The 16171-nt window shown below is 63.7% G+C and carries 13 protein-coding genes; 5 read left to right on the plus strand and 8 right to left on the minus strand.

Annotation, left to right across the window (positions count from 1 at the left end; genetic code table 11):
- Window positions 1-89: 89 nt before the first annotated feature.
- Together AC6I6L_RS15480 and glpK are read right to left on the minus strand one after the other, a co-directional pair.
- Window positions 90-1187, minus strand: coding sequence for a DUF7973 family transport facilitator (locus tag AC6I6L_RS15480; RefSeq protein WP_497918665.1), 1098 nt, complete (start codon window positions 1185-1187; stop codon window positions 90-92).
- Window positions 1184-2728, minus strand: a complete 1545-nt coding sequence (gene glpK / locus AC6I6L_RS15485) for a glycerol kinase GlpK (RefSeq protein WP_497918666.1) — start codon at window positions 2726-2728, stop codon at window positions 1184-1186. Before glpK ends, AC6I6L_RS15480 begins: the two co-directional genes overlap by 4 nt.
- 324 nt (window positions 2729-3052) lie before the next feature.
- On the opposite strand from glpK, the gene glpA reads away from it, so the two are divergent.
- From glpA to AC6I6L_RS15510, 5 genes are all read left to right on the plus strand, one after another.
- Entirely contained in the window at window positions 3053-4756 is a 1704-nt protein-coding gene (gene glpA, locus AC6I6L_RS15490; RefSeq protein WP_497918667.1) for an anaerobic glycerol-3-phosphate dehydrogenase subunit GlpA, read from the plus strand.
- 1 nt (window position 4757) lies between these two features.
- Entirely contained in the window at window positions 4758-6098 is a 1341-nt protein-coding gene (glpB, locus tag AC6I6L_RS15495) for a glycerol-3-phosphate dehydrogenase subunit GlpB (protein ID WP_497918668.1), read from the plus strand.
- Window positions 6099-6165: 67 nt separating this feature from the next.
- On the plus strand, window positions 6166-7485 hold the full coding sequence (locus AC6I6L_RS15500; RefSeq protein WP_497918669.1) for an anaerobic glycerol-3-phosphate dehydrogenase subunit C: 1320 nt from the start codon (window positions 6166-6168) through the stop codon (window positions 7483-7485).
- On the plus strand, window positions 7482-8642 hold the full coding sequence (locus tag AC6I6L_RS15505; RefSeq protein ID WP_497918670.1) for a Cdc6/Cdc18 family protein: 1161 nt from the start codon (window positions 7482-7484) through the stop codon (window positions 8640-8642). The genes AC6I6L_RS15500 and AC6I6L_RS15505 overlap by 4 nt, the downstream gene beginning before the upstream one ends.
- 417 nt (window positions 8643-9059) lie before the next feature.
- Complete coding sequence (locus AC6I6L_RS15510; protein ID WP_497918671.1) at window positions 9060-10193, plus strand: SWIM zinc finger family protein; 1134 nt, start codon at window positions 9060-9062, stop codon at window positions 10191-10193.
- A gap of 196 nt (window positions 10194-10389) precedes the next feature.
- On the opposite strand, the gene AC6I6L_RS15515 is transcribed toward AC6I6L_RS15510, so the two are convergent.
- The 6 genes from AC6I6L_RS15515 to AC6I6L_RS15540 form a co-directional block, all read right to left on the minus strand.
- Window positions 10390-10800, minus strand: coding sequence for a type II toxin-antitoxin system VapC family toxin (locus AC6I6L_RS15515; RefSeq protein ID WP_497918672.1), 411 nt, complete (start codon window positions 10798-10800; stop codon window positions 10390-10392).
- Window positions 10787-11014 carry an antitoxin VapB family protein gene (locus AC6I6L_RS15520; RefSeq protein WP_497918673.1) on the minus strand — a complete coding sequence of 76 codons (228 nt, stop codon included), beginning with the start codon at window positions 11012-11014 and terminating at the stop codon, window positions 10787-10789. Before AC6I6L_RS15520 ends, AC6I6L_RS15515 begins: the two co-directional genes overlap by 14 nt.
- A gap of 84 nt (window positions 11015-11098) precedes the next feature.
- On the minus strand, window positions 11099-11515 hold the full coding sequence (locus AC6I6L_RS15525; RefSeq protein ID WP_497918674.1) for a GlcG/HbpS family heme-binding protein: 417 nt from the start codon (window positions 11513-11515) through the stop codon (window positions 11099-11101).
- Window positions 11516-11902: 387 nt separating this feature from the next.
- On the minus strand, window positions 11903-12829 hold the full coding sequence (locus AC6I6L_RS15530; RefSeq protein ID WP_497918675.1) for a DUF368 domain-containing protein: 927 nt from the start codon (window positions 12827-12829) through the stop codon (window positions 11903-11905).
- A gap of 36 nt (window positions 12830-12865) precedes the next feature.
- Window positions 12866-13057 (minus strand): hypothetical protein, encoded by a 192-nt coding sequence (locus tag AC6I6L_RS15535; protein WP_497918676.1) that lies wholly within the window; start codon window positions 13055-13057, stop codon window positions 12866-12868.
- A gap of 106 nt (window positions 13058-13163) precedes the next feature.
- On the minus strand, window positions 13164-16130 hold the full coding sequence (locus AC6I6L_RS15540) for an oligosaccharyl transferase, archaeosortase A system-associated (RefSeq protein WP_497918677.1): 2967 nt from the start codon (window positions 16128-16130) through the stop codon (window positions 13164-13166).
- Window positions 16131-16171: the final 41 nt, after the last annotated feature.

The following is a 16171-nucleotide window of genomic DNA, read 5'->3' on the forward strand; positions in this document are numbered from 1 at the left end:
GCGCGTCGCGGAGCGGCTCCCCGCCGCCGCTGGCGAAATGTGCGGGACGCGATCGAAAAAGCGGTCGGCAACCGACGGGTGCCCGACGATCAGAACCAGGGGACCCAGACGGTCGTTCCGAAGACGCCGACGGCGTACATGAGCGCGACCAGGAAGATGCCGAACGCGATCGCTGCCGCAGGTGGGTCGACGTGGGTGTCTCCGTGGGAATAGAAGACGCGCTGGAACAGCTCTCCGAACAGCGCGGCGATGATCCCGAAGAGCAGCCCGACGATCAACGCGACTTCCAGGCTCGTTCCGGCGAGGACGGCCCCGCTTTCGTAGGCGACGGGGGCGGCATCTGCGAGCCCTGCAGCGACTCCCTCCCGATCGGGACTGGCGTAGACGGCCAGCGCCGCGGTGCTCGCCGGCAACGTCATGTGGTGGGTGACGGGAATCTGCTCGACGCCGCAGTTGAGAAACAGCAGCGTCGCGGCGCTGATCCCGAACGCGAGGAACGCGCTGCCGGTGACCAGCGCCGTGTACGCGCCAAGGATGCCCGCCGCGAGACCCATCATCGCCACGTGGCCCCACTTGTACTGGTGGGGGAGCCACGGCTCGACCGCGAAGCGCCCGGTCTGGGCGGTGCCGGCGGCCGCAGTCTGTGCGTCGCCGCCGTCGGCTGCGGGTCGGCGCTCGCCGCGCTCGAAGGGCGACATGTCCAAGATGTTCTCGCCCCGGACTGTCCCGATGATGCTGTAGCCGAAGACGATCCGGTGGGCAAACGCCGAGAGGACGACCCCCATCGCGATCGCGTCGTAGGGCATGCCGAGGCCGGCGGAGATCTCCGTCAGCCAGTAGCCCAACACGCCGAAGGCACCACCGACGGCGAGTACGTCGGGTTTCGTCCCGAGCGCGTAGGCGATATCCTTCGCGTTGTGGTAATCGAATCCCGACTGGATGTAGCCCCGTCTCGCGGCGTAGGCGGCCGCGGCCGCACCGCCAGCAAAGGAAATCGCTGGCGAGAACGGCGGTCCGAACGCGACCTGCCCGGTGACCTCCCCGAAGCCGGCCAGCGCGGCCGCTTCGCCGGCGATCACCATAAAGCCGGTAAAAATAAACGCCGGCAACGCACCGAGAGCGGCACCGAAGGCACCGCCTCCAAATGCACCAATGATGTTCGCAATATCTGTCAGTGCATCGATCATTCACTCGCTCCTTCTTGTGCCCAGCCACGCGATCGGTCGAGCGCGTCGCTCCAGCGGCTGTACATCTCGTCTGCGTCGTCGTCGTCCATCTTGGGTTCGAACTCCCGATCGATCTGCCAGTTGTTGCGCAGGCTGTCGACGTCGTCCCAGTAACCGACGGCGAGTCCGGCCGCGTAGGCCGAACCGAGCGCCGTCGTCTCGTCGACGACCGGACGGACGATTTCCGAGCCGATGATGTCCGACTGCAGCTGACAGAGGTAGTTGTTCTTGACCGCACCGCCGTCGACTTTCAGCGACGTCATCTCGATACCGGAGTCGGCCTCCATCGCTTCCGCGACGTCGCGAGTCTGGTAGGCGATCGATTCGAGAGTCGCTCGGACGACGTGTTCCTTTCGGGTGCCACGGGTCATCCCGACGATGGTCCCGCGTGCGCGCTGGTCCCAGTGTGGCGCGCCAAGTCCCGTAAAGGCGGGGACGACGTAGACGCCGTCCGTCGAATCGACGCTGCGGGCGAGTTCCGCGGTTTCGGAAGGGTCGTCGATCAGCGTCATGTCTTCGAGCCACTCGATCGCCGCGCCGGTGATGAAGATCGATCCCTCCAGAGCGTACTGGACGTCCTCGCCCGACTTCTGGAAGCCGATCGTCGTCAACAACCCGTGGTCGCTCTCGACGGCCTCGTTGCCGGTGTTCATCAGGAAGAACGAGCCAGTCCCGTAGGTGTTCTTCGCGTCACCGGCGTCGAAACAGGTCTGACCGAACAGCGCCGCTTGCTGGTCACCGAGTGCGCCCGCGACGGGTACTTCCGCCTCGAGGAACCCCTCCGAGTCCGTCGTTCCGTACGTCTCGTCGTCGCTCGACGGACGGACCTCCGGCAACATCGCTTCGGGGACGGAGAACTCCGCTAAGAGGTCGTCGTCCCACTCGAGGTCGTGGATGTTGTACAGCATCGTCCGCGAGGCGTTCGTGACCTCGGTGATGTGGTTGCCCGTGAGGTTGTAGATCAGCCAGGTGTCGATCGTCCCGAACAGGACCTCGCCCTTTTCGGCGCGGTCTCGGATGTCCTCCGGGCGCGATCGTTCCAGCTTGATCGGGTCCGCGTTGTCGAGAAGCCATTCGGCTTTCGTTGCCGAGAAGTAGGCGTCCGCCTCGAGACCGGTCTTTTCCCGGATCGTTCCGACCATGCCGTTTTCTTCGAGTTCTTCGACTCGGTCGGTGGTTCGTCGATCCTGCCAGACGATCGCGTTGTGGACGGGTCTGCCGGAATCGGCATCCCAGAGCAGTGTGGTTTCTCGCTGGTTCGTTACCCCGAGCGCCTCGAGCTGGTCGGGGCTGATTCCCGCCTGCCCGAGTGCCGTCGTGATGACGCTTTGTGTGTTCTCCCAGATCTCCATCGGGTCGTGTTCGACCCAGCCGGGTTCCGGATAGATCTGTTCGTGCTTTTCGTACGCGTTGGCGACGACTTTCCCTTGATGATCGAAAACAATGAATCGCGTCCCGGTCGTTCCCTGGTCTACTGCGCCGACGTATGTATTGTCAGTCACTTCTGGTCACCCCTGGTGAGTTACTACGCAACGTTTACTACTGGTCGCGTGTTATTGATAAAGTACGAGAGTCATTATAAATGTTGCTAAAGATATAATAATGATTCTATAATCTGAATTATAAGTCAGCGGATTTCTACGGGGTTATTCGACTTTTTAGAACATACTCGGACTCCTGTTTTGATTCCATCGCAGGAGAAACGAGTCGAATTTCGAGCGTAAGGTTCGGTCAAACGGACTGATCGGGCCACCAGCCATTAATTATGGGCGTTGAACCAGCGCCGATAAAATAAAGACGACGGCGTCCTAGATGGGAGTGAAGGGATGGCACACGACACCGAGGTCCTCGTCCTCGGCGGGGGGTCCACGGGCTGTGGTATCGCCAGGGATCTGGCGATGCGCGGTCTGGACGTGACACTCGTCGAACGAGGCAATCTGACCGGCGGCACCACCGGCCGAATGCACGGTCTCTTACACAGCGGGGGACGGTACGCCGTCTCCGACCAGGCCAGTGCGACGGAGTGTATCGAAGAAAACGAGGTCTTGCGAGAGATCGCGGGCCACTGCGTCGAGATGACCGGCGGCCTGTTCGTCCAGCGTCCCGAGGACTCGGACGACTACTTCCGGGAGAAACTCGAGGGCTGCCGTGAGTGTAACATTCCCGCCCGCGTGCTTTCGGGACGGGAAGCCCGCGAGGTCGAACCGTACCTCGCCAGCGACGTCAAACGCGCGATCGAAGTCCCCGACGGCGCGATCGATCCGTTCCGGCTCTGCGTCGCGAACGCGATCGACGCCGAGAACCACGGCGCGCGCATCGAGACCCACGCCGAAGTGATCGACCTGCTTCGGGAGGGCGACGACATCTACGGCGTGAAAGTCCGCCACGACTCCGGACCGGGCAAGCGGACCCACCAGACGCCGGGGTCGACCGAGGAGATCACCGCCGAGTACGTCGTCAACGCGACGGGCGCGTGGGCGGGCCAGATCGGCGCGATGGCGAATCTCGACGTCGAGGTCCGGCCCTCGAAGGGCGTCATGACGATCATGAACGTCCGCCAGGTCGACACCGTCATCAACCGCTGTGGGCCAAAAGGTGACGCGGACATCATCGTCCCCCACGAGACGACGGCCATCCTCGGCACGACCGACGAGGAAGTCGAGGACCCCGACGACTACCCCGAAGAGGGCTGGGAAGTCGACCAGATGATCGACACCCTCACCGAATTGGTTCCGATTCTCGAGGAGGCACGAACGATCCGATCGTTCTGGGGCGTTCGCCCGCTGTACGAACCGCCGGGAACGGGAACCACCGATCCGACGGATATCACGCGAGACTTCTTCCTGCTCGATCACGAGGACCGCGACGGCGTCGCCGGGATGACCAGCATCGTCGGCGGGAAGTTTACCACCTACCGGATGATGGGTGAGAAAATATCCGACCATGTCTGTACCAAACTCGGCGTCACCGCGTCGTGTGCCACCGCCGACGAGGCGCTTCCGGGCAGCGAAGACATGTCGATCCTCGACGAGGGCATGGACGATTTCGGCCTTCGATCACCGATCGCCCGCCGGAGCAAACAGCGACTCGGTAGTCGATCGCGGGAGGTTCTCGACACCGACGAGGCGAATCCCGTTATCTGCCAGTGTGAAGGCGTCACACGGGCGGAAATTCAGGATGCGATCTCCCAATCCGGCTCCGACCTCAACGCGGTTCGAATCCGCACGCGCGCGTCGATGGGGAACTGTCAGGGCGGCTTTTGCTGTCAGAACGTGGCCAACGAACTCCACCCCGAGTACGACGAGCCGACGGTCCGGGCGGCCCTCGACGAACTCTTCCAGGAACGCTGGAAAGGCGAGCGCCACGCCCTCTGGGGCGAACAGCTCTCCCAGGCGATGCTCAACTACGCCCTGCACGCGACGACGATGAACCGGGACAACGATCCCGCGAACGAGTCGGAATCGATCGCGTTCGACGCCTTCGACGGCGGACGAAGGCGAGCCGAGCCGCGAACCGACGGAGGGCGCTGAGATGGCGATCGAAGACGACGTCCTCGTCATCGGCGGCGGACTCGCGGGTGCGACGGCGGCGCTGGCCGCCGCGGAACACGCCGACGAGGTCCGACTCGTCACGTACAAACAGAGCACGCTGCGCCACGCCAGCGGCCTGATCGACGTGCTCGGCTACGCGCCCAGCGGGCCCGCGAGCAGTGCGAGCAGCGCGGACGGCGACTCCTCGGACGGGGAGGCACACGGGCCGCTCGTCGACCCGTTCGACGCGATCGAGTCGCTCCCCGAGGGCCATCCCTACGAGCGCGTCGGCGTCGAGGCCGTTCGCGAGGCGCTCTCGTTTTTCGACGACCTCGCGGGCGAGACGTACGCCGGCGGGCACACCGACGCGAACGCGCTCGTGCCGACCCACGGCGGGACCGTCAAACCGACGGCTCGCTACCCCGCCTCGACCGCAGCCGGTCTTGCGAGTGACCCACAGGAGACGCTGCTGGTCGGCTTCGACACGCTGCCGGACTTCGAAGCCCCGCTGGCCGCGGCACATCTCGAAGCCGCGGGCGCGCCGTTTTCGGCACGGGGCATCACGGTATCGTTTCCCGGCATCGTCCGCGACGACGCGAAGGTGACGCGCTACGCCCACTTGCTCGATCGCGACGAGACGGTCGAGATGGGCGTCGGAGAGACCGGCGCGCGAAACGGCCTCGTCGAGACGGTTCGGCCGCACCTCGACGGTGAGACGCGAGTCGGCTTCCCGGCCGTTCTCGGGGACGATCACCCGGAGGACGTTCGGACCGACCTCGCGAACGGACTCGGCGTCGACGTGTTCGAGGTCCCGATGGGGCCGCCGAGTCTTCCCGGCATTCGTCTCGAAGACCTGCTGTTCGACGCGCTCGAGGACGCCGGCGTTCACGTCGAATCCGGCGTCCCTGTCGTCGACTACGAGACGAACGGCGACGACGATCGGGTCGATCGCGTGATCGTCGATCGTCACGGTGCGAAACTCCCGTTCCGGGCCGACCAGTACGTCCTCGCGACCGGGGGCCTGGTTGGAAAAGGCGTCAAATCGGAACGCGAGCGCGTCTTCGAACCGATTTTCGACTGTCACGTGGCCCACGCCGCGGACCGCTACGACTGGTTCGTCGACGACGTCTTTGGCGACCAGCCCTACGCGCAGTTTGGACTCGCGACCGATCGCGAGTTGCGGCCGCTCGACGCCGACGACGATCCCGAGTTTACGAACCTGCGAGCCGCGGGTGCCGTCCTCGGCGGCTACGATTTTGCCGCGGAGAAATCCGGTGCAGGCGTCTCGCTCGCGACCGGGTACACTGCCGGCCAGCGCGCCGGCAGGGAGGGTGGTAAGTAATGACGACCGTGCGAACCGTACTGGCCACGGACCGTACCGAGGCCGCAGAAAACGACGAGGTGATTCGATGAGTGACGCAGAACAGCCGACCGACGATCACGTACCGGGAAGCGAGGAGTTCGAGCCGATCCAGGTGTTCCCCGAAGCCGAGGAGATGGACCTGCGACCGGGCGCGGACAACTGTTATAAGTGTTCGACCTGCGACACGAACTGTCCGGTCGCGGAAGTCGACGACGAGTTCCCCGGCCCGAAGTTCCAGGGACCAGAACAGTGGCGACTCAAGCGCCAGGAGGATCAGGATATCGACGACTCGGTGATGAAGTGCTCGAACTGCATGCGCTGTGATAGCGCCTGTCCATCCGACGTGCCCCTCTCGCAGATGCACAACACCGCCCGCGCCGAGTACGTCGAGGAGAACCTGAGCAAGTACTCCCGGGAGTACTGGCGCAACCGGATGCTCGCGAACTACCGCACGCTCGCGCCGCTGGGGGCCGCGTTCCCCCGAACCGCGAACTTTGTTATGGGGCTGCCGATGACCGGCTGGCTCGGCGAGAAGATTCTCGGCATCGCGGGCGATCGGGACCTGCCCGAGTTCGCGACCGAGACATTCCGAGAGTGGTGGACAAAGCGAGGTGGCGCGCAGGTTCAGAATCCCGACAAACGCATCGCGTACTTCCACGGTTGTTACTCGAACTACAACACGCCGGAAGTCGGCACGGCGCTCGTGCGCGTCTACGAACACTTCGGCTACGAAATCATGGTCCCCGAGCAGGACTGTTCGGGCACGCCCATGTTCGCAAACGGGATGTTAGACGACGCCCGCCGGGCGGCCGAGACGAACGTCCGCGAACTGGGTGCTGCGATCGAAGACGGGGCGGATATCATCACCTCCTGTAGCTCCTGTTCGATGTCGCTTCGCCAGGAGTACCCCGAACTGTTCGACTTCGAGGGGACCGAGAAGATGGCGGCCAACACCTGGGACGCGATCGAATACCTCCGGGTTCACGAGGACCTCAAAGGGGCCCTCGAGGGAACGTCGGTCGAAGACGAGAACTTCGCCTACCACGCGCCGTGTCACGCGCGCAACCAGGGACTGGACGGCCAGACGATCGAGGTGCTCGACCACATCGACGGCGCAAACGCCGAGGACGTCGGCGACTCCTGTTCGGGCATCTCCGGAACCTACGGCTGGAAGGCGGAGAACTACGAAACCTCCATGAAGATCGGGGAAGAGATGTTCGAGCACATGGAACACGCCGACGCCGAAACCGGACTCACGGAGTGTCCGACCTGCTCGATGCAGATGGAACACGGGACGGGCTACGAAATCACGCACACGCTCGAGGTTCTCGAAGCGGCGCTCGTCGGAGCCGGCGCCCAGGAATGAACTTACAGGAGCGGATCGCCCGGCGACGCTCTGCCCACCAGGCGCAGGCGATCGTCATCGATCGAGACCACCTCAGTCCGGTCGTTCACCGATCGGAGCCGGTGGGACGCGGCCCCGTCCTCGAGCAACTGCTCGACGAACTCGAGGCCGTCTTCGACGGCGAGTTGCCGCCGCCGGTCGCCGTCGTCGGACCCGCGGGTGCCGGCACGTCGGCGATCGTCACGGCGCTGTTTACCGCGATGAACGATCGTCTCGGTGCATCCTCGCGGTCGATGGGGACGACGACGCGCGGCGGCACGCCGAGTCCGGTGACGTGGTTCGTCTACGTCGACGCCCGCCGCGTCGACAGCGCCTTCGCGTTCTACCGGGCCGTCCTGTCTGTCGTCTCGAACGAGACCGTCCCCAAAAGCGGCGTGGGGACCGACGACCTCCGCGAGCGACTCCGGGAACGATTCTCCCGACCCGATCGCCGCGCGGTCGTCGCGATCGACCACCACGACGAACCGGAGACCCTATCGCACGAACGCATCTGCGAACTCCTCGACCCAGCGGCCGACAGCGTCACGACGGTCGCGGTCGGCCAGAGCGAACCCGACGGCTGGGGCCGACCGACGGTGACGGTGCCGGCCTACCGCAACCACGAACTCGTCGACGTCGTCACCGATCGCTCCTCGACGGGACTGGCCGCGGGCGCACTCGACCACGAACTGGTCCGCGATCTGGCCGTCTGGGCCGACGGCAACGCTCACGACGCGCTCGCAGCGCTGTTCGGCGCGGCGATCCTCGCGAGCGACGAGGGGTGTTCCCGGATCGAACGCCGCCACATCGACACCGCGACCGCGGACGTTCCCGAGGACGGCGTCCACGTCGATCGCGCGCTCGCGCTGTCGGAAACCCGCCAGCGCGTCCTGCTCGATCTGGTCGCGGTCGACGCGGCCGACCGACCGATCCGCGAGGTCGCCGTCGAAATCGCCGAGCGATCGTCGCTGACGACCGGTACCGTCAAGCGATTTCTCTACGAACTCGCCGATCGCGGCGTCATCGAACGCGTCCCGCTCCCCTCGACGGGCAGCGGTCGTCGCCCGAGCACGGTCGAACCCCGGTTCCCGACGATCGCGTTTTGCGCGCTCGCGCCGTCGATCGACGATCGGTCATAGGGGTTCCGGTCGGGTTTGCGCGGGTCGAACCTGCTGGCGCGATCGGCGGTCGTTCATCGCTGGCACGCCACTAGAAAATCGGCTTCGAGTTTCGTTTGCGAGTCGTTTTGACGGTGCGTCTCGTTCTCTCAGCTATCCGTGCCAACGTTTGGTCGAACTGAGTCCGGCAAGTGGCACCTGGTTGGTCCCGATGGCTGTCGATACGGACGAGCGTTCGCAGCTGAGATAGACGATCCCCCGGACGAAACCCACACAGCGACCGATATCGTCGCGTACGAGCCGCCGGATGACGATTAGCTTAGCCCGGCCTCCGTCTCCCTCGAAGCGAGACTCAGTGGAGATGACGAGCAACGGCTCGTCTTCCCGGTCGACGTTCGCGAGAGCGATGCTGACCTGTGTGGGTCATGCCGTCTCCGATTGGACCACCACCAGAAACGGCGATCGAAGCTCATCACCGAACTCAAGCAGGTGACGCCGGTTCGTGACGGTGATTGGGAGGTGAGCGAGCACGAGACCCGACGCGCCTGCGACTGGTGCCGAGCGCACGAACGCACGACGTGGCACGGTGAAAGCCTCGGCTGTACAGTGTGTCCGGCCTGCGGACGGCTCTTCGAGACGCCGCTCGGGGAGCCGACTGCCGAGAACACGCCGGCAGTCGATCGCCTGCCGGAGACGCCAGCGGAGCCGATCACACCGATCGTCGTCGGGGCGACACTCCCTGACTACGAGCCCACCGAGTTGGTCGGGAGCAACCGGCCGCTAATCAAATACCACGAAACGCACACATACGCGTCGCTGGTGCTCGAACTCGAGCGGACCGGCCATGCCTTCTCGGCCGAAGGGATCGCTGCGCTCGAGCGGGTCCGCACGAGTTACGCCGACCAGGTCGCAGCCGACGACGCACACCGAACTGATGTCACGCTGGAGATCGGGACGACGCCACGGACGATCACGCTCGATGGCATCCCCCCCGAGGATCGGTCGTTGGTGATCGACGAGTGTTGGGATATCGTAAGTGATCCTACTCACTGGGTTCCAATCGGGTGGCCAGAGCAGGGATGGATCCACGGTCGGGCGGCCGATCCCTCGATTCCCAGAGACGAACCCGTCACGGATGCATTCCCCCGCCTCGAGACACAATCGCTAACGCCGTCAGTTGATCTGGAGCTCCTTCGACAAGCGAGCGAACCGGGCCGCTACGAGCGGGGCACGCGCTACTACGAACGTGGAGCCGTGACCGACATCGAGCGTGTCGACGATCACCTCCAGGCGACGGTCCAGGGAAGCCGTCCGTACGACGTTCAGGTAACACTCTCACAGGGGAGCTACGTCGATGGTCGGTGTAGCTGTCCGGATGACGCCATCCCCTGCAAGCATATCGTCGCAACCGTGTTAGCCAGCGGTGACGTCGACTCCGTCGCCGACGATCGATCGCTGGATACGGTCCTCACGGCGGCGTCCGCCGAGGAGCTTCGAACACTCCTTTACGATCTCGCGGACGATGACGTGACGCTTCGCAAGCGTATTTACGATGAACTGGACGAGGTGTGAGTTGTTCTTGCTGCCGACGTTCTTTGTTGCCGATTCCAATTGAATCGTCCTCCTCTGCTCGAGGAGAGCAACACTCTCGACGTGGAGAATCCTACGCACAAGGCGGGGAGGAGGCCACAGAGGGTTATTTCCTGCATTCGGAGCCGATTCAACGGAAGAAGAAAGTGATTCGTACCTACTGTGTAGCGCGCGGGTGTCAAAACGTCGTCCAGTCGACGGCAGTGACGTCGTCCATCCGATCGAAGTGGTCTACGTTCGCAGTGAGCACCGAGAGCCGTTCGACCATTGCCGTCGCCCCGATGTAGACGTCATGGAGATCGTGAAGCGGCGTGCCTTGCTGTTGTAACTCGTTGATGATGTCGGCGGCAGCGGTCGCGACCGCGCGATCAACATCGAGGATTTCGAACCGTGCGAGGAGGCGTTCGAGATTCTCCAGTGCGTCCTGTTGTGTCGCGCCGTCCGTGTATCGCTTGTTTACACCGAAGCGCAGTTCGGTAACTGTGACCGTACTAATCGCGTGGCGTCCCTCATCGTCAAGCTTGGCGACCCGATCGGCGACCCCGCCGCGATCGATATCGACGAGTACCGACGTATCACAGAGCTTCATCGTCGAAATCCTCGAGCGGACCGCGACTCAACTGTCCGATATCCTCCTTGACGGCGTCGTACGTCTCGCGATCGAGTACGCCTACGCCCGTAACGTCGGCGAGTTGGCGACGCTCTTCGAGGTGGTCTCTGATGACGTCGCTGAAACTGCGTTCTCCTTTCTCGCGTTTGAGTTCGCGGTAGACGTCGTCGGAGATCGCGATGTTCTTGCTCATGTAGTATGTATGGGTACTCATACGCAAAAGCGTTTCGTGGAGTTCGACGACCCCACGTTCGAGGAAGTCGACCCGCGCCACCGTTCACCTGCTCTCGAACGCCTCGAGTCCCGCTTGTGCGACTTCGACGTCTTCTTCCACGCTGCCGCCGGACACACCGATACCGCCGACGACGTTGCCGTCGTCGTCCTCGAGGGGGAACCCGCCACCGAAAGTGACGATTCGGCCGTCGTTCGTATGCCCGATCCCATACAACGACTCTCCCGGCTGCGATACCTCGTGAATGGTTTCCGTATCCAGTTTCAACGAGACCGCCGAATAGGCCTTGTTCTGGGCGATGTCGATGCTCGCGAGAAGTGCGCCGTCCATCCGGTGAAAGCCGACGAGATTCCCGCCCTCGTTCAGTACTGCGATACACATCGGTGGGACGTCGGATTCCTCGACGTGATTCTCCGCCGCTTCGATGATCCCCGTTGCGACATCCAGTGTGACGTCTGTCATCTGTTTCGACCTCCGTCCCTACGACCATACTGACAAAAATAAAACGATCACGTGGACTAACACGAATATTACCCCTCTCTGACCCTCTCGCCGGTCGATAGATCGCCCCACGATGCCCCGGTGCGACGATCACACGAACTCCGGTCTCGGTCCCGGTTCTCTCTGACCGACCACTGCGGCGCACATTCCGAATTCTAGAGTGGGGACCCGACAGTGGATATAACCGGGGCGGCTCACTAGCCGGTACCGGGAGCGGCCGAGGATCGCGTCGATCGTCCGCGAGACGATGTTTCTTCGCGTGCGTCCCGCTCGTGCCGGGTTCCTGTCCGCGAATCCAGTGTTTCAGCGTCGTTGTGCGGCACTGGCATCCAGGTGAAATACTGGAATCTAGTACTCCAGATCGTCCGTGTACCGATCGACGACCAGGACGAGTCCGGCACCGACGAGTCCCATGCCGATCGCGGCCGTCGGCGTCCCAACGCTGGTCTCGCTGAGGTTCGTATACACTTCGACGGCGGGGAGTCTGAGCGCGCCGACCATCAGGCTCACCAGAAAAGCGAGCGTCGCAGCCCGGTACCGATCGAGCGCGCGACTGACCAGGTGGGCCATCGTGAACAGCCCGAGGACGGCCCCGAAGCCGAAGACGGCGACGACCGAGCCGGTCTCGAAGACGGGCGCGAGCGTGTCGCCGTTGAGCAATCCGAGGAGGGCGTCGACGAACCGGCTCAGCGTGCCGGTCATGTACTCGTACTGGCCCAGCACCAGCAGGAAGAACGCGCCCGAGACGCCCGGCAAGACCATCGCACAGATCGCGATCGCGCCGGAAACGAACACGATCGCCGGCCCGTGGGAGGCGGTGCCCGCGGTGATGCCCGTGATCGCCGCCGCAATGGCGATGCCGGCGATCGAGACGGCCACTCGCGGCACGGTCCAGCGATCGATTTCGGCGTAGAGCACGATCGCTGACGCCCCGATCAGGCCGAAGAAGAAGCCGTACGTCGGCACCGGATACGTCGTCACCGCGACGTGCATCCCCCGCGAGAGGACGACGATCGCGGTCCCGATGCCGAGTCCGAGCGTGAGCAAGAACGGAATCTCCATGCGCTCGAGTTCCGTTCGGAGTGCGCGACGGCTCTCGGTCTCGTGAATTCGCAGGGCAGGCTCGAACGCGCGCGGATCGATCGCCGTGATCGCGGCGATCAGTCGATCGTAGATACCGACGATGAGCGCGATCGTGGCCCCGGAGACGCCGGGGACGACGTCCGCTGCGCCCATCGAGAACCCCTTCAGGTAGACGGCGAGAAACTCCCGCATCGGTCTGGGATATTTCGGATGCGGTGAAAAGCGTTCTCACTTCTCGCTTCGTTCGGACAGCCAGAAAGCCCCCGACTGCTCCGGTCGGGGGTACGCGAGACGCCCCGCGTCTCGCTCCCCTTCGTTCACTCCGTTCGCGAAGACCTCGCTGCGCGCTTCACTCACGCCGTTCGTTCCAGTGCTTGCGTCGGCCGCCGTCCCGGACCAGCCGGCCCCTTCCAGTCCCACCCCGGGCGGATGGCCCGGTTGGACACGTACGGTGGACTGACGGGGGAATGAGATTCGTGGAAAAAGATTCAGTTCGATCCGCGGAACGGCTTCGGTCGACTCGTGATCAGGGCGCGGGCTCAACCGCGATCGCGTTCTGGGTTTCGTTGGTTTCGGTGTCGTCGCCGGCGGTCTCGTCACCGCCGGCTTCGTCGCCGTCGTCGGTGTCGGTCTCGTTTCCGTCGGCGGGGTCCTCGAAGGCGACTTCCTGGAGATCGACGTCGATCGTCTCGCCGTCGACGACGGCCGTCTCGGGGACTTCGGTCTGGCCGGCATACTGGCTATCATCGCCCCGGACCGTGACGAGGAACTGGTCGTCCGTGTTGACGCTGCTGTTCGTGTAGCCGTCCTCGACGCCGAGCTCGTCGTTCGTCGCGTAGGGCACGGTCAGCTCGAAGGTGCCGTCCTCGTCGACGGTCGCCGTCTGCTGGTAGGTGAACGGATCGAGCTGCGTCCCGGCGTCGACCTGAATGGTGGCGCTGACCTCGCCCTCCCCGTGGAGGGCCTCGTCCTCGACGGTACCGGTGATCGTCGCGCCCTCGACGCGCTCGTAGGTCTTGACCGCGGCTCCCTGGCGCACGTCGAAGATCCGGAGTTCGAGCTGTGGGATCTGCTGGAGGAACGCGAACTGCTGTTGGACCTGCTCGGGACCGCCTCGCTCGTTCAGGTAGATCTGCGGGTTCCACTCGGTGTCGGCGGGGTCGGCCACGTCGCTCTCGCCGCCTTGCTGTTGGACCAGCCGATCGATCGTCGTGCCGAGATCCTCCGTGGCGACGTTGCCGGTCTGGGTGTTGACGATCGCGTAGCTCGTAAACGGCATCAGGTACGCGTCGTTTTTGTGCACGAGGCGGTAGTGTTCCATCCCGCTTGCGTCACCGAAGTACAGCTGTGACTGGACCGTGTCGTAGTACGGCGCGTCGTCTCCCTGGGAGATGTTCTGGAGTGCTTCCGCGGGGATCTGATCGCCTTCCTCGTAGCCGTGGGGCGTCGCGTAATGGTTGTAGTCCGGACCGGTCCACTCCGTGATCGCGTGGAACTTACCCGCGACCATCTGGTCGTCGATCATCACGTAGCGGATGTCCTCGTGGCCGTCGCCGGCCATGGTCTCGAGGTCTTCGTTCGAGTGGACGTCGTTGCCACGGGGCGATTCGCCCGCGGCGATCGCGTCGAGGACCAGTTCGCCGCGTTCTTCGGACTGGGCGGTGAGATAGGCCGAGGACGATCGGGCGTTCTGCTGGAACGGGTTCGAGTGAGGGATCCGCTCGCCCTGGGTGGTTATCAGGTGGCCGTAGTCCCACCACGACATCACGCCGTAGGCCCCTTCGGGGTACTCGTGGTCGCCGTTTTCAGGGTAGTCGTAGGTGCCGTACAGTTCGAGCTGATCGGCGTTTTCGGCGTCTCCGTAGTTCCCCGGCGCGGGTGTGTTGTCTTTCAGCCAGTGGGTCGACTCCTCCCAGACCATCGCGTCGCCGTGGGGCTGGGCGCTTTCGCCGCGGTCCATCACCGTCGCACCGGCGAGGGGCGGAACCAGCGGCGCGAACAGGAGCATGACGACCATGATCATCACGATGACCTGGTACGTCTCGACCTGTCGAAGCGACTGGACGCCGCTTTCGATATCGAGGTTGAAGATCCGGACGATGTCCGCGATGAAGACGGCGTTGACGATCGCGACCGCGAGCACGAGGTAGTAGGAAAAGCGGATCTGCGTCGCGGCCATGCTGGTGAGAAAGAGCGACCAGACGACGATCAGGGTGTACTCGGCGCGGAACTCGCGCCCGAGGAACGGTCGGGCGATCAGGAGGGCGAGACCGGCGAGCATCGTGTAGAAGGCCGCCCCGAACTCGCTGAAGGCGTAATCCGAGAAGAAGTTCTCCGGCGGCTGGGCCTCCTGGATGGTGAGCGTCCCTCGTGCGGGGTTGATCGGGAGCAATCGGCTCGTGAGATTGCCGACCAGCGTGCTATAGAGGTCGGGGACGACGAGCCACATGACGGCGAAGGATGCGATAATGAGTCCCCCGATCGCGGCTGGGTAGTAGCGGCGATCGAGGTCGCGATCGTTCCACTGTCGGGCGAGCCAGGCCATGAGGAGACAGCCGACGGCGACCAGAAGGGCGGTAAACGGCTGAAGATAGCTGAAGCGCGTCACGCTGAACCCTGACTGCTCCCTCAATAACAACGTCACAACGGCCGTCACGCCAAGACTAACTGCGCCAACGAAGGCAACGTGGTCCGGCGAGACACCGCGCAGGTAATCTGTACAGAGCTGGACGGCGAAGAAGACACCGAAGATGCCGATCAGCAGGATCGCTGACGGCCAGACCCAGACGTACAGTGCAAGCGCGATCCCGGCGAGAGCGCTATAGATGGCCGGCGTCTGGAGGGCGTCCCAATCCCTGTCGATCACCAACTCGTAAATCGGTTTCTCCCGTTCGGCCACGCGGAGCGCGACCATCATCGCGAGGACGGCGATCGCCATGAACAGGACCTCGCCAATGTGGTGGTCGAGCTGGCCCACGGTCGATCGGGTGAAGAACTGTCCGGGCGCGAGGGCAAGGATCGTTATTGAAACGATGCCGCCGATCGTGCCGCCGAGTCGGCGTCCGGCGAAGAAGACGGGGATCGCGACGAGAGCAGCCATCGCCGGGATGGCAAGGAGCGCAACGGTGTAGAGCGTGCTCGTCGATGGACCGCCGAGTCCGACGATTATCGCGACGGTGACGATGATTTGGTCGAATAGGGTTCCGAACTGGCCGACATAGGTACCCGTCGGAAAGCCGGTCCAGATATCGTACGGCATCGTCCGCGGATAGTTTTCTGCAGTCCACTGGACCGTTCGCCAGTGATACCACGAGTCGACACCGCTCAGTGCAGGGGTGCCGTCTTCGGTAATAAATCCTCCATAGGATTGAGCTCGTGCCCAGAACATAAACAGCATCACGACCCCGATGAAGGGAATATGATACCATTTCTCCCATGATCCGAGGAAGGACGTTTCGGTCCGCTCCTCGACGCGTTCGGTATCCGTACTCATTAGCTTGCACCAGACCCAAGTCAAGAATAAGTCTTGTTATA

This window comes from Halosolutus sp. DAT137 (assembly GCF_059736405.1).